This window comes from Singulisphaera photorubra (assembly GCF_045290345.1).
Taxonomy (GTDB): domain Bacteria; phylum Planctomycetota; class Planctomycetia; order Isosphaerales; family Isosphaeraceae; genus Singulisphaera.
In genome coordinates, this window is sequence record NZ_CP155447.1 from 9,594,047 (window position 1) to 9,606,683 (window position 12,637).

13 protein-coding genes and 1 pseudogene are annotated in these 12,637 nt (G+C 65.6%); 5 read left to right on the forward strand and 9 right to left on the reverse strand.

Annotated elements, in window-relative coordinates; translation table 11 throughout:
- The first annotated feature begins 195 nt into the window (after positions 1-195).
- Positions 196-504: a hypothetical protein gene (locus V5E97_RS35650; protein WP_406696296.1), complete on the forward strand. Its 309-nt coding sequence runs from the start codon at positions 196-198 to the stop codon at positions 502-504.
- Positions 505-660: 156 nt separating this feature from the next.
- On the forward strand, positions 661-984 hold the full coding sequence (locus tag V5E97_RS35655) for a hypothetical protein (RefSeq protein ID WP_406696297.1): 324 nt from the start codon (positions 661-663) through the stop codon (positions 982-984).
- A gap of 71 nt (positions 985-1,055) precedes the next feature.
- On the opposite strand, the gene V5E97_RS35660 is transcribed toward V5E97_RS35655, so the two are convergent.
- From V5E97_RS35660 to V5E97_RS35680, 5 genes are all read right to left on the reverse strand, one after another.
- Entirely contained in the window at positions 1,056-1,202 is a 147-nt protein-coding gene (locus tag V5E97_RS35660) for a hypothetical protein (RefSeq protein ID WP_406696298.1), read from the reverse strand.
- 34 nt (positions 1,203-1,236) lie between these two features.
- Entirely contained in the window at positions 1,237-1,887 is a 651-nt protein-coding gene (locus V5E97_RS35665; protein ID WP_406696300.1) for a response regulator, read from the reverse strand.
- A 1-nt stretch (position 1,888) separates the two neighbouring features.
- Positions 1,889-4,090: a PAS domain-containing sensor histidine kinase gene (locus V5E97_RS35670; protein ID WP_406696301.1), complete on the reverse strand. Its 2,202-nt coding sequence runs from the start codon at positions 4,088-4,090 to the stop codon at positions 1,889-1,891.
- Positions 4,091-4,229: 139 nt separating this feature from the next.
- Positions 4,230-4,853: a hypothetical protein gene (locus tag V5E97_RS35675; protein ID WP_406696302.1), complete on the reverse strand. Its 624-nt coding sequence runs from the start codon at positions 4,851-4,853 to the stop codon at positions 4,230-4,232.
- A gap of 121 nt (positions 4,854-4,974) precedes the next feature.
- On the reverse strand, positions 4,975-5,352 hold the full coding sequence (locus V5E97_RS35680; protein WP_406696303.1) for a helix-turn-helix domain-containing protein: 378 nt from the start codon (positions 5,350-5,352) through the stop codon (positions 4,975-4,977).
- 447 nt (positions 5,353-5,799) lie between these two features.
- On the opposite strand from V5E97_RS35680, the gene V5E97_RS35685 reads away from it, so the two are divergent.
- Positions 5,800-7,134 (forward strand): hypothetical protein, encoded by a 1,335-nt coding sequence (locus V5E97_RS35685; protein WP_406696304.1) that lies wholly within the window; start codon positions 5,800-5,802, stop codon positions 7,132-7,134.
- Positions 7,135-7,394: 260 nt separating this feature from the next.
- On the opposite strand, the gene V5E97_RS35690 is transcribed toward V5E97_RS35685, so the two are convergent.
- Positions 7,395-8,147, reverse strand: coding sequence for an IS66 family transposase zinc-finger binding domain-containing protein (locus V5E97_RS35690; RefSeq protein ID WP_406696305.1), 753 nt, complete (start codon positions 8,145-8,147; stop codon positions 7,395-7,397).
- A 353-nt stretch (positions 8,148-8,500) separates the two neighbouring features.
- Here V5E97_RS35690 and V5E97_RS35695 point away from each other — a divergent pair, with 353 nt between their 5' ends.
- Complete coding sequence (locus V5E97_RS35695; protein ID WP_406696306.1) at positions 8,501-9,472, forward strand: bestrophin family protein; 972 nt, start codon at positions 8,501-8,503, stop codon at positions 9,470-9,472.
- A 177-nt stretch (positions 9,473-9,649) separates the two neighbouring features.
- On the opposite strand, the gene V5E97_RS35700 is transcribed toward V5E97_RS35695, so the two are convergent.
- Positions 9,650-10,315, reverse strand: coding sequence for a hypothetical protein (locus V5E97_RS35700; protein WP_406696307.1), 666 nt, complete (start codon positions 10,313-10,315; stop codon positions 9,650-9,652).
- A gap of 90 nt (positions 10,316-10,405) precedes the next feature.
- On the opposite strand from V5E97_RS35700, the gene V5E97_RS35705 reads away from it, so the two are divergent.
- Positions 10,406-10,609: a hypothetical protein gene (locus V5E97_RS35705; protein WP_406696308.1), complete on the forward strand. Its 204-nt coding sequence runs from the start codon at positions 10,406-10,408 to the stop codon at positions 10,607-10,609.
- Here V5E97_RS35705 and V5E97_RS35710 read toward each other — a convergent pair.
- Entirely contained in the window at positions 10,593-11,516 is a 924-nt protein-coding gene (locus V5E97_RS35710; RefSeq protein ID WP_406696309.1) for a ribose-phosphate diphosphokinase, read from the reverse strand. The genes V5E97_RS35705 and V5E97_RS35710 overlap by 17 nt on opposite strands.
- 216 nt (positions 11,517-11,732) lie before the next feature.
- Positions 11,733-12,062 (reverse strand): annotated as a pseudogene (locus tag V5E97_RS35715) (transposase); the annotation flags it as partial.
- Positions 12,063-12,637: the final 575 nt, after the last annotated feature.

Consider the following 12,637-nt stretch of genomic DNA (forward strand, 5'->3'; position numbering starts at 1 on the left):
GAAACGAAACAGCGACACAAAGCAATAGTTGCTTACTACATGACATATTGCTACATTAATTTTTGACATTGCAGGCAATCAGGATTGCGATGAACTGGTACAGGTACAGACGGTGCGTTTCCTGTGGACTCCGCTGCCCTGCGGCTAGGAGTCTACGCGCCGTTCCCTTTCACTCTCCTGAAAGGAAGTGACACAATGGTGGACGAAGAAGTCCGGAACGCAGCCGATGATTTCACGGCCGCCTTCACGGATGAGACCGGGTTCGGGACGGCATGGGTCCTGTTGTGGCTCATCATGGAAGCGGAGCACCATGCCATGGCCCTGGCTCTCATCGGCGACGATGATGATGATGATGATGATGCGATCGCCAGCGAAGCGCTCAAAGAATGGGCGGAACCTCAACTGGTCGCGTTCCGGCGCGACGAGGAAGTACCGATGATCTCCTGGCGGCGCGTGGCGAGAATCCTCCGGAACCATTTGCCGGCTCCGGCTGACGAGATCTGACCCCTGCCCTGCGGCCCCGGATCGACCCCCGGGGCCGCAGGGCATTCCCCTACGTCTCAAGTCGGGAAAATCCCGCTTGCCATGGGCCGCAAGATCGAGGGAAATGAAACGAAATGCTGATTCAGGCACGCGACCATAGCGAGATCCACGGATATCATGAGGTTGGAAGAACTTCTCGACGGTTCGCCGGCCGGGTGCGTCGGCGTGGACGACATGCTGATCGATCCGAAGGGTATGCTCTGGGTCCGCGGCGATGCCGAGGTCTTCGGCGGCGAACCGGCCCCGGACCATCCCTACCGGATCCGCAGGACCCGGACCGTGGGCCTTGTCATCAAGACATGTACCCTCGGGCATTCCGTCGTGCTCGAAGTCCCGGAAGAAGACATCAAGCGGAGGCCGCCGCGGATGAGCCCCTGCGCCGACGTTCCGGGCTGGTTGCCAGTCACGCTCCGGCGCACCTGGGAGCAACGACGGAGCTGATCCTCTGCCTATGCGTGCCTCTTGAACTCCCATATGCTAAGTCCCCAAATCCATAGGATCCAACCCGGCCATCAGGGATCAGCGGGAGTGCCCGGCCGGGCGTAGCGTGTGGTCTTCTTAACCCGACTGTGCGTGAGCAAAACCCCGTCAGCCAGGGCGGGTGAGTTCTCCTCGGCCCACCCGGCTTGCACCTCAAGGTAACGGGCCGTGGAATACATCGCCGGTGCCATCGGTCACGACGCAAGGCCACGATCACTCCTCCGGCCCGACGAGGCCGGTCCGGATGGCGTAGCGGACCAGGCCGGCCAGGTCGTGGATGCCCAGCCGCTCCATCAACTGCGCCCGGTGCGCCTCGACGGTCTTGTCGCTGATGCCGAGCCGGCGGGCGATCCCCTTGGTCGTCTGGCCCTCGGCCAACAGCCGGAGGATCTCGCACTGTCGCGGCGTCAGCGGCCCAGTCGCGGGGGCCCCGTCGGTGCGCCGGAGGTATTCCGCGATGACATGCTTGGAGACGGCCGGACTGAGGTAGGTTTCCCCGCGCGCCACGGCGCGCACGGCGATCTCCAACTCCGCGAGACCCGAGTCCTTGAGCAGGTATCCCGCCGCACCGGCCTCGAGCGCCCGTCTGGCGTACTCCTCGCTGGCGTGCATGCTCAGGATGACAACCCGCGTCGTCTCCAGCTCGCGAGCCACGACGCCGGCCAGCTCCAGCCCGCTCAGGAGCGGCATGGCGATGTCGGTCAGAAGGATGTCGGGCCTGTGGGCTCGGGCGAGCGCCAGCGCCTCGCGGCCGTCGCCCGCCTCGGCGACGACCTCGACGCCTTCCAGGGCCTGGAGCAGGGCGCGGATGCCGGCGCGGACGAGCGTGTGGTCGTCGGCAACGAGGACGCGGATCGGGTCCATGCTACGCCCCCTCGCCGGCCAGGGCCAGTGGGACCGTCAGCCGGACCTCGGTCCCCCGGCCCGGTGCGGACGTGATCTCGACATGGCCGCCGACAAGCACCGCCCGCTCGCGCATCCCCAGCACGCCGAGGCTGGAGCCGCCCACCGCCCGCGCCGTCGCGGCCGCCACCTCGAAACCGCGCCCATCATCTGCGACGACCAGCCTCAGGCCGGACCCCGATCGCACGAGCTCCACGCGGACATGCCCGGCCCCAGCGTGGCGGGCGACGTTCGTCAGCGCCTCCTGGGCGATCCGGTAGCAGGCCGTCTCCACGTCCGGGTCCATCCGGCCGGTGTCATCCTCGGCGACGAACTGTGTCTCGGCGCCCGACCGCAACGCGAACTCCGAGACATACGCGCGCAAGGCGGCGACCAGCCCCAGGTCATCCAGCAAGGAGGGGCGCAGGTCAAGCGAGATATCGCGGACCTGCCTTATCGTCCGGTCAACCAACTCCACGCATTCCTCCAGACGGTGCGTCGCCGCCGGGGAGGCCGGGTCGCACAGCACCGCCCGCATATTCAGCTTGATGGCGAAGAGGGCCTGGCCGATCTCGTCGTGCAGTTCGAAAGCGATGTGGCGTCGCTCCTCTTCCTGCGCCCGAATCAGGCGGCGGGAGAGGTCCCTGAGTCGCTCCGCGGCCATCCGCTTGTCGGTCACATCCCGGATGTTCCCGACAACCGCAACGGGGTGGCCTCGCTCGTCGCGGACCACGGTCCCGCTGTCGCTCATCCACCTCCATCCCTGTCCCGGCACCCTCACCCGGTATTCGATCACCGGGTCGAATTCGGCCCCCGACCGGAGAGTCATCAGTTGGGACATACGGCCCTCCAGCCGCTCAAGGTCCTCCGGATGGATCGAGGTGAGCACCAGCGGTAGGCCCCCGGCGTCGAGCTCCTCGAAGTTGTAGCCCAGGATGTCCCGGACGGATGGACTCGCATAATCACAAGTGCGAGTCGCGATGTTGTACTGGTAGATGATGTCGCGGCTGTTCTCGAGAACGCGGCGGAATCGCTGCTCGCTCTGCCTCAGGGCCTCCTCGGCCCGATGACGCTCGGTGACGTCGGTGAAGTAGACCGACAGCCCGTCGGACGACGGATAGGCGTGAATGCTGAAGCGTCCTCCCAGCGGCGGGTAGTCGATCTCGAAGTGGACCGGGACCCGCTCGGCCACCGCTCGGTGGTATTGGTGATCGAACGCGGTCCCGACGGCTTCGGGGAACTCTTCCCAGACGTTCCGGCCCAGCAATTCGGCTCCTGACCTGCCGAGGATCGGCTCGGCCTGCGGGTTGATGTAGCTGAATCGCCACTGATGATCGAGCGTGTAGAAAGAGTCGCTAATACTCTCCAGGATGGCGACGACCCGCCGCTCCGACTCCCGCAGCGCCCGCTCGGCCCGCACCCGCTCGGTCACGTCGCGAAGCACCGCGAGGTGAAGTCCGGGCAGGAAGTCCGCCGTGGAGGCATATTCCGTCTCGCGCACCGAGCCGTCGGGCCGGAGCAGGCGGTGGGTACCCTGCGCCGACCCCGATCGCCGGAACTCAGCCCAAGCCCCCCCGAAATCGACCCCTGGCTCGGCGAAGTCGGCGTTCGACTTCCCGAGCAGTTGGTCTCGGGGCGTGCCGTACAGCGAGCACGCGGCGGGGTTGGCGTCGACGAACCGGCCATCGTTGTCGGCGACGATCATCCCGTCCAGTGCCCCCTCGAAGACCGCCCGGAACCGCCGCTCGCTAGACCGCAACGCGTCCTCGGTCTGCGTCCGTTCGGTGATGTCCTGAACGGCGCCGAACATGCGGACAGGCTTGCCGTCCCCGTCGAGCTCGACCTGCCCCCGGGATAATACGACCCGGAACGTGCCGTCCCGGTGCAGCGCGCGGAAAGAGAACTCAAAGGGCTGGTGGTTGCGGGACGCCTGGTCGACCACGCGATGGAACGTCGCCCTGTCGTCCGGATGGACGTGACTCAAGACGCGGTCGTACGTCATCACCATCTCTTGCGGCCGAAGGCCGAAGATGCGGTATTGTTCGTCCGACCAGAGCACCGTACCGCTCACGAGGTCCCAGTTCCAACTGCCGACGTGGGCCAACTGCTGGGCCTCGGCCAGCAGCGCCTCGCCGAGCTTATCCGAGCGGCTGCTCCAGTTGGCCTCCTTGACCTGTTCGGACATCGACGATCTCCTCTTTGGAGTGGGGAGCGATCGAAAATGCGTTGAGACCCATTGGTCCCACCCCGCCCGGCTCTTTTAAAATCTAATGGGATGAGTCACGTCCGTCGAGTTATACCACGGTCCCGAAAAGGGTGGTGTCCTAATCAGCTTGAATGGTCGGGAAGCTGAGCCATTCGTCTCGCGACCAGACACGATCGGCCAGGCCTGCCGCCATCGCCGCCGTGCGCGATTGCCAACGGCCATCCTCAGCCCGGATCCGGAGCGTGCGGACTTCCCAGCAGAAGTTATCACTGTACAGCGTGAAATAGGTCATCGCTTCATGTACACGCCAGTCTTTGCTAAACCGATAGGTCCGACGCGTCTTCCGGGCATTGCGGCCCCGGTCCGTCCCGTGCCGTCGCTCCACGACCGACGTGTTCACGCTCCGGCTGACCGGAGACCTGGCCAACGCCACGGCCAGCCCGCCCGGGGTCCCGAAGATCTGCTCCCGGTCCACGGCAATGACGCGGCCGTTCTCACGGTGCTTCCGCACCGTCGCGTAGTTCAAACCCGGTGGCAAGCGGCGTTCCGGCACAATCCGCGGCCGGCCCGGGCGGCGCTGAAATGGGGGCGGGACCGGCTTACTGAACGGGGTTCCGATCACCGTTTTGTAGGCCGGCGTCTCGTCGCTGGTGATCAGATCCGGGGCCTTGCCACCGAGTCGCTGCTTCACCTCGGTGACGATCGCTTCGGCGTTCTCGAGGGTGCGAGCCCCCGGGACCACGGCCAGGACCAGCCGGTGTTCGGGGTCGGAAGCGACATGGTCCCAGTAGTCGCCCTTGTGAGCATCCGCGGGGTCAGCCGGATCGCAGTTCCGCTGCTTCTTGGCGACGAAGGCCCATTTCTCATCGAACTGGACTTCTCGGGTCCGAGGGGGAAAAGGCCACGAGCTCGTCGTGAGCGTCGTGGGCGTGCTGTCCGGCCCGGCGAGCCAAGCGGGTGACGGTGTCGCGGTGGACGCCGACGAGCCGGCTGGTCTGTCGGGTGCCGTTCCCCTCGGCGACGTGATCGAGCACCGAACGGGCCTTGTCGGCAGGGAGTTGGGAGCCGAACAGCGGGGTGCCCTTGCGTTCGGAGAACCGGTACTTGCAGGCTCGGCAGTAGAGGAGGCAACTGTGGTTGAGCTTGCCGAAATGCCCGCAGACGGTGAGGTTGCCGGCGTGACGGTGTCCGTACAGCGAGCAGTCGGGATTCTGGCAGCAGAAGCGAGTGAGGTCATGCATGATTCAGAAGGTACCAGGCCATGCCCGGGAGTCGGGATGCGGACGTGAAAGTAAAGCTTGTCCATCATTCTACGTCCGTGACCCGCCCAAGGTTCAATCGCTCCGGGACACCACCGTTGAGGGCGAGAAATATTATGCACGCATGTTGCAGCCTCTCCGGGCCTGCAACGGACCCACCCATCGGGAAGGCTTCCCGTGCATGACTTTCCTGAAAAGTATGCGTGATGTTTGAACGATTGCGACCGGGATTTCCGTACGGTGGGCCGACGAGGGCAGGAGCGAGCGTGCAGATTGTGTGGATTGGCCGGATGTCGGCCGGGATGTCGGTCATTGCGAGGTGATGTAAAAGGGCGATTAGGATCGATACTCTGCCTGTCGCCACGAAGTGGATGGGTCAGGACGGCCTGCTGCTCGAGCATCCAATGAGCCCCAGGAAGGGGACGATCCATGGTGGAACGTTCGCGACGGCCATTGGCCCGCGTTGGAGCTTGGTTGGTGATCTGTGCGGCCGCCTGGCTTGTCGTCGGGAGCGCGGGGATCATCAGGGCGCAGGAGCCGGCAGCCGCCCCGATTGAGGCCGGCGAGCGACCTCGGATCCCGGTTCCCTTACCCTTGGTCCGTCGCAATGACAGGGATGCCGCGGTGGCCTCGCCGGGGCTGCCGCCGAACGGCAGGCGGCCGCTGCCCGGCAGTCGATTCGATCCAGGCGCCTCGGGTCCGGGTATCGGCAGTACCTCGAGCGAGCTGTTCCTCGGCGGGGCGCTCGATCCCCGGTCCGGCTGGCCGTTCGTCTTTCTTCACTATTTCTCCCCCAAGCCCGAGCAGGTCGAGCGGTTCTGGATCGTGCAGACCCGGAACTGTCCCCAAGTGATGGGCTCCGACCCCTTGCCATGCCTCAAGTTGCTCCACTTCGATGATCGCGGCGATGTCGTCCAACGGGACCCGAGCGAGATGCTCGCCCAGACCGTCGGCCGCCCGGTCTTCATCCAGGTCCAGGGCAGCCTGACGACCCCTGACATCGCGCTTGGAGGCTTGTTGTGGAGCCGCGCTTGGCTCCTCGAGAACCGGGCGTTGCCCCCGGATGCCGTCGTCATCGCCTTCGACTGGCCGAGCCAGCGTGTCTATCAAAACGACGTTCGCGACATCAACGAGAAGGGGAGACGGGCCTACATCGCCGGGTTCCACCTCGCGAGATTCCTTCAGCAATTCCCGCCGGAAAGCCGGATTACCGTCCTGGGCCAGAGCTACGGCGGCCGTGTCGTGCCCTCGGCGCTGTACCTGCTCGGGGGTGGATGCCTGGACAGTCAGAGCCACGATACTCCGGTTCGTCTGCCCGGGCTGAGGCCCGACCTCCACATCAGGGCCATCTGCATCGAAGGAGCCTCCGACCACCACTGGCTCGACCCCGACCAGCGGCTCGAACGGGCCCTCTATGGCTGCGAAGCGCTCCTCAACCTGTACAACCGCAAAGACGAGGCTCTGCTCCTCAATCCCTTCCTGAGGCGAGGCGGACACCACCGGGCCCTCGGGCGCATCGGGCTGAAGCCGAGCGACCTCGATCGGCTCGGTCCGCTGGCGGCGAAGTACGAGGAGCACGACACTCACGAGCAGCTTGGCGTTGCGCACACCCTTCTCGACACCGTGGCCAATCGGCAGTGCGCCCGCTGGATGGCCCCCTACCTCTGTGCTCCCGACCCCGGCCCGATCGCGGCCCGGCCCAGCGACGGACCGATCGAGTCCCAGCGCCGAGATTCGCTGGGCCAGCGTCTCTTCGGCCGGTGAGTCGGCAGCGCGGGCCGGGCTGGCCCCACCCGGCGTCAGGTCCCGGTTCGGATGGTGCCGGTCCCCTGACCGGTTCCGCCCAAGGTGGAATTGGTGGGATTCGCCAGGAGGACCAGGGCTTACGCATCACAATAGCTAGGCTGGAAACTCTAAATAGTAATAAATAACTATTTATTATTTTTGGGAACCGCACAAAACAAGGAGTTTTGCGAGCGGGCAACAGCACTATGCCCCGACTGTGGCATATTACACAGTCCCAATTACAGTGGATTATCACAGCGAAAAGCATCGAAAACCCGAGGAAATCTGGTGCGTAAGCCCTGGGCCGACCCCAACGCCTCGGCCTGGATCTGCAAATACCAGGCAAAGAGGATCGCCTGGAGTCGGTACCACATCTGGATTAGGCCGCCGGGGCTCAGCTTCAACATCAGGTGATGATTGAAGACGGCGACGATCTGGGAGAGGGTGTTGCCCAGTCCGTAATGGAGCCAGGCCGAGAGCACCAAGGTCCGATTGCCGAGCGTAGCGCCGGGGAGCGCCTCTGTCACGACCGGCTCGACGGCCTTCTGACATCGTGGGCACCAGTCGCGATGGATCAAGTGCTCGGTGACGACCGGGGTGAGCGCCTCGGGGATATCCTCGGTGACGCGGGTCCGGGTCTGGTTGGTCCGGGTCAACGGGCCGTGGCATTCCGGACAGGCTTCGAGGCGATGTTCGACCCGGCGGTCGATCACCTCGGGCGTCGGTCGCCGCGTGCCCGGATGTCCCTTCTCGCGGCCGGGACGCTTGCGACGGCCGTTGGCCTTGGGCTTGAGGAAGGGGGGAATCATCGCCGAAGGGGTCGTCGGTGTGACGACGGGAGTCGTCGAAGATTGGGCCTCTCCCGCTTTTTGAGCCAAGCTCAAGAGTGCGAAGACGACGGCTTCCTCACCTTGTCGATAGATCTCTCGCGCCTGCTGCTCGGTGAGCGCGGGTCCAAGAGAGACGGGAGTGGCAAGGGTTTGATCCGTCATGGTTTTGGCCCAAAAGTACAGAGCCAAGATCAATAAGGAACGGAGGTTTCAAAAGCAAGGTAGTTGTCCCCTGCAGGCGGCTAAAATCTTACTTTTTTTTCCCGTTTGCTACGGGAAGGCTGAGATCGAGCCGGCGAGCCGATGTAGCACCTCGTGCTGGCGGCAGGGGTACTGGTGCTCCCCGGCCTCGCGCTCGCGAGTTGCGGGTGGAAGCCGGGAGGGGGAACGCTTACTCTTCGGGAGATCGACGCGACGGATCGGCGGGTGGACGCCCTTCACCTATTCGAGGAGAGGCTCACCGCCGCCGAGCAGGCCGTCGCGTGATCGGCCGGGCGATAAGGGGAGGTGCACCGATGGCCGAGAACCTTCAGTGGCGATTCTGGGATGAGACGGCCGAACGCTGGCGGACGCACGACTTCTGGCGTGAGGCCTTGGCCTGGCACGGGACGGCTACCCCCCACGTCCTCCCCCGCGTGGCCACCTTCGGTCTCATCTCCGCACTGATCTGCGCCGTTGCCGGCCCCCGGCTGGCAATCCCGGTCGGCCCCCATGAGGTCGCCGGGGCCGTCCTGGGGCTCCTCCTCGTCCTCCGGACCAATGCCGGCTACGAGCGCTGGTGGGAGGCCCGCCGCCTCTGGGGCGGGATCGTCAATCAGGCGCGGAACCTGGCCATCCAGGCCCTCGCCTACGGCCCCGGCGCCCCCCCCTGGAGGGATCAGGTCGTGCGCCTGACGATCGCCTTCGCCCACGTCGCGCGCCACAGCCTCCGCGGCGAGCGGGAGATCCCCGACGTCGCGGCCCTGCTGGGGGCGGGTCCCGCGGCGCGAATCGCGCGAGCGGCGCACATGCCCAACGCCGTCGCCCGGGAGATCGGCCGGTCCCTTCGCCAGGCGCACGAGGGGGAGGCGATGGACGGCTTCGCGTTCATGCAGGCGGAAGGCCAGCGGGCGACGCTCATCGACCACGTCGGCGCCTGCGAGCGGATCCTCAAGACGCCACTGGCGCGGGTCTACTCGATCAAGATCCGCCAATTCATCGTCCTGTTCCTCGTCACGCTGAACTTCGCGCTCCTGGACAGGCTCAAGTCGAACTGGCTGGTGCCGCCGGTCCTGATGCTGGTGGCTTATCCTGTGTTGGCCGTGGACCTGATCGGGTCCGAGCTCCAGAACCCGTTCTCCCGGCGCAATCTGGGGCACCTGCCGCTGGAGGACATCTGCGGGACGATCGAGGCGAACCTCCTGGGGCTAGTCGCGGAGGAAGCCGAGGCCGAGGGGGAGGCCGGCACCTCCGGACTCGACCGGGAGACCGGGGACGGAGTTGGGTGAAGGCCTTCACGCTGATGGCGGTTGTGGCGGACCCGGTAGACTGTCGTCCTCCCCCGTCGAAAGATCGAGCGCCGAGGGCTCGGAGCCGGGTGTTGCAATACCCTACTTGTCCTGATCATATTCGATAGTGAAAATTTGTTACGATTTCACGGATTGTGTCAAGATTCGTAGACTCCCCTAACCGACCGGCCTGGTACCGACGCCACGTCGGGGCGGACTCTCACGCTGCGGGAAGGCCCTCCGGAGCACCAGGTCTGTGGGCAGATAGACGCACACCGGCAGGCCGATCATGAGCGTGGCCAGCCAGTGCCACGGGGGCATCCACGTCTGGGACGCTTCGGAACTGAGCCCGTGGACGTAGTTGATGTTGACCGCGGCGGTGGGTTTGTCCGGCGGAGGCGGAGGGGCGGGCGCGAAGAAATAGCTGATCAGCAAGAGGACCCACGTCAGGAGGGTCTGCGCCAGCAGGGCACGCCCGTCGTAGCCGAGCCGCCAGACGAGCCACAGCAGGAAGATCGGGAGCCAGCCGTGGAACAGTGACAGGGCGCGGACAAACAGGGGATACTTCGCGTCGAACATGTAGGCGGCCATGCCGACCAACCGTCCCCCCGCCAGGAAGTCGAGTAACCAGAGGAACTGGGGGAGCGTGATCCCGACCGCGGGCATGCTCGCCAGCAGCGGGTCCTCCCGCCAGAGGGCCACCAGGGTCATCAGGAGCGCGACGTCACAGAGAAAGAGGAAGTTCCATGGTGTGTACGTCACCCAGTAGTACGGGACCAGGACGCATACGAATGTGGTGTAGAGGAGCTTCACGACGAGGGGGATTCTCGGGCAGCCTTCCAAGGGAGCCTCCTTCGTTTGAGGCAGCGATGCGTCAATGAGATCCACGGCGGTAGGTCGTGCCATCGGTACCGACGCGGACCGGACACCTCGATGCCTCGTGAGCTTGATCAACTCCCCGATAACAACCGGCGTGAGGGAGCAGGCAGCAAGGCGGGGAAGACGTCGGAGACCCAGGTTGGCCGGCGCCCCGTGGCCGGGGCCGGTGACGAGCAGGACCTCGGCGTCGCTCCATCCCTGTTCCGTGACTCGGGGATCCCCGCAAACGAGGATTGCTGCCTCAGAACAGGTCGCTGAGCGATCCGTCGGCCACGAGCCGCCGGATCGCACCGGCCAAGAGCGGTGCGATCGGCACGACCTCGAGTTCCGGCCACTCGCCGCCCGCCACCGGGACGGTGTCGGTGACGAACACCCTGGAGATGCCGGCCCGCAGGAGCCTCCCCCGCGCAGCACCGACGAACAGCCCGTGCGTGGCGGCGACGGTAATCTGCGGGCCGGCCCCGGCCTCCCGCAGCGCCGTGGCGCTCTCGACGATGGTCCCGCCGGTCGAAATGATGTCGTCGACAATCAGGCAGGTCCGGCCGCTCACGTCGCCGACCAGGTGCGTCACCGCGGTCTCGGTGCCGCTGGTGCTCCGCTTGTGCAACACGGCCAGCGGGGCGCCGAGCCGACCGGCGTAGCCCGTGGCCATCTCCACCCGGCCGGCGACGGGGGCCACGACGACCGCCCCGGCCGGGAGGCGAGCTCGGAGCGCCTCACAGAGCGTGGGGACCGCCGTCAGGGTGTCGAGCGCGATCTGGAAGAAGCCCTCGATCTGGGGCGTGTGCAGGTCGACCACGACGACACGGGCGACGCCCACGGCCTGGATCAGCCGGGCGATCATGCTCGCGACGATCGGCTCGCGACGGCCATGCCGCGCGTCCGAGCGGGCGTGGCCGAAGTAAGGGAGGACGGCCGTGATCCGCGCGGCGGAGGCGCGGCGGCAGGCGTCGGCCACGGCCAGCAGTTCGACCAGGTGCTCGTCGACCGGCGGCGCGGTCGGCTGGACGCGGAAGACCTCGCGGTCTCGCACCGGCTCGTCGATCCGGACCGAGACTTCGCCGTCGGGGAACCGCCCGACGGTTCGCGCGCCGAGCCCGTGCGCGATCGCCGCCGCCAGCTCGGGGTGGGCCATCCCGGAGAGGATCGTCCAGTCCGCCGTCATCGTCCTCGCAGCTCCGCAGGCCCGCGGGAAGCCCGCCCTCCGGCGACGGTTCGGCCGGTTCCGATGCGAAACGGCCGTGCCGGCGGCCGCTCACCGCCAGGCCGGTTCGGACTTCTGCTCGAAGTGGTCGTAGGCCCGCACCAGCCCCTCGGCCACCTCGGCGGTCGTCTCGAACAGCGCCTGGGCTTTCGGGTCGGTCACCTTGCTCACGTAGGCCGCCCGCACGAAGCTACTGTCGATCAGCGCCCTGGACCAGTCGATCTTGTCGGCGTTCCGCAGCTTGTCGAGCAAGACCTTGTGGACCTGGCCCCAGGTGCCGTCGACCTGCCAGTCGCGCAGTCGTCGCCAGCAGGTCATCCCACAGCCGCACCCCATCTCGCACGGCAAGTCTTCCCAGGGGATGCCGGTCTTGAGCACGAACAGGATGCCGGTGAGGGCTCCACGGTCGTCGAGTCGGGGTTGTCCGCCCTTGGGGCTGGGTGTCCACTTGGGCAGCAGGGGCTCGAGGATCTCCCACAGTTCGTCGGACAGCAGGGGCTTGGCCATGATCGTGCACTCCCGGTGTCTGAGTCCAGGATCAAGCGGCGCGATTGGCATGCCAAACTCGCCATCAAAATGAGGTAAAGTTAGACGCTCAAGGCCAGAGAAGTGGTCAAGCCCCAATTGCTAGATTTCTCGATGTTTTTGGCATCTGTTCCGAAGACGATAGGTCGTTTCACGGCCGACAGCGATTTCTGATTTCCCAAAGACAGAAAGTCACCTCGGTTCAGTCGCGGTGACAGTTTGTCACGATCGATTTGAGTGACCTATGTTCAATCCTGGGAATAAGATTCCCCCACCGCGTTGCCCCAAGTCCCTTGAGGCTCACATCTTGGGCAGCAACTCCGGGTCGCATCTTCGAACCACGAAGCCATCGGGCACCCCCGTTGCAATAGGGTGAGGAGGTCGGCCGACCGGTTGGGTTGCACAGAGGCAACCGGCTCGCCCTCCAGGGAGAGTCATCCAGAAGTGCCGAAGACCGCATATCAACACGTTCATCACGATCGAGTCCGAGTAATGCAACGACGTCGCGATTGTAAGCGGGATCCGCCTCCGCAAGCGCCGATGAGTTCAACACGACA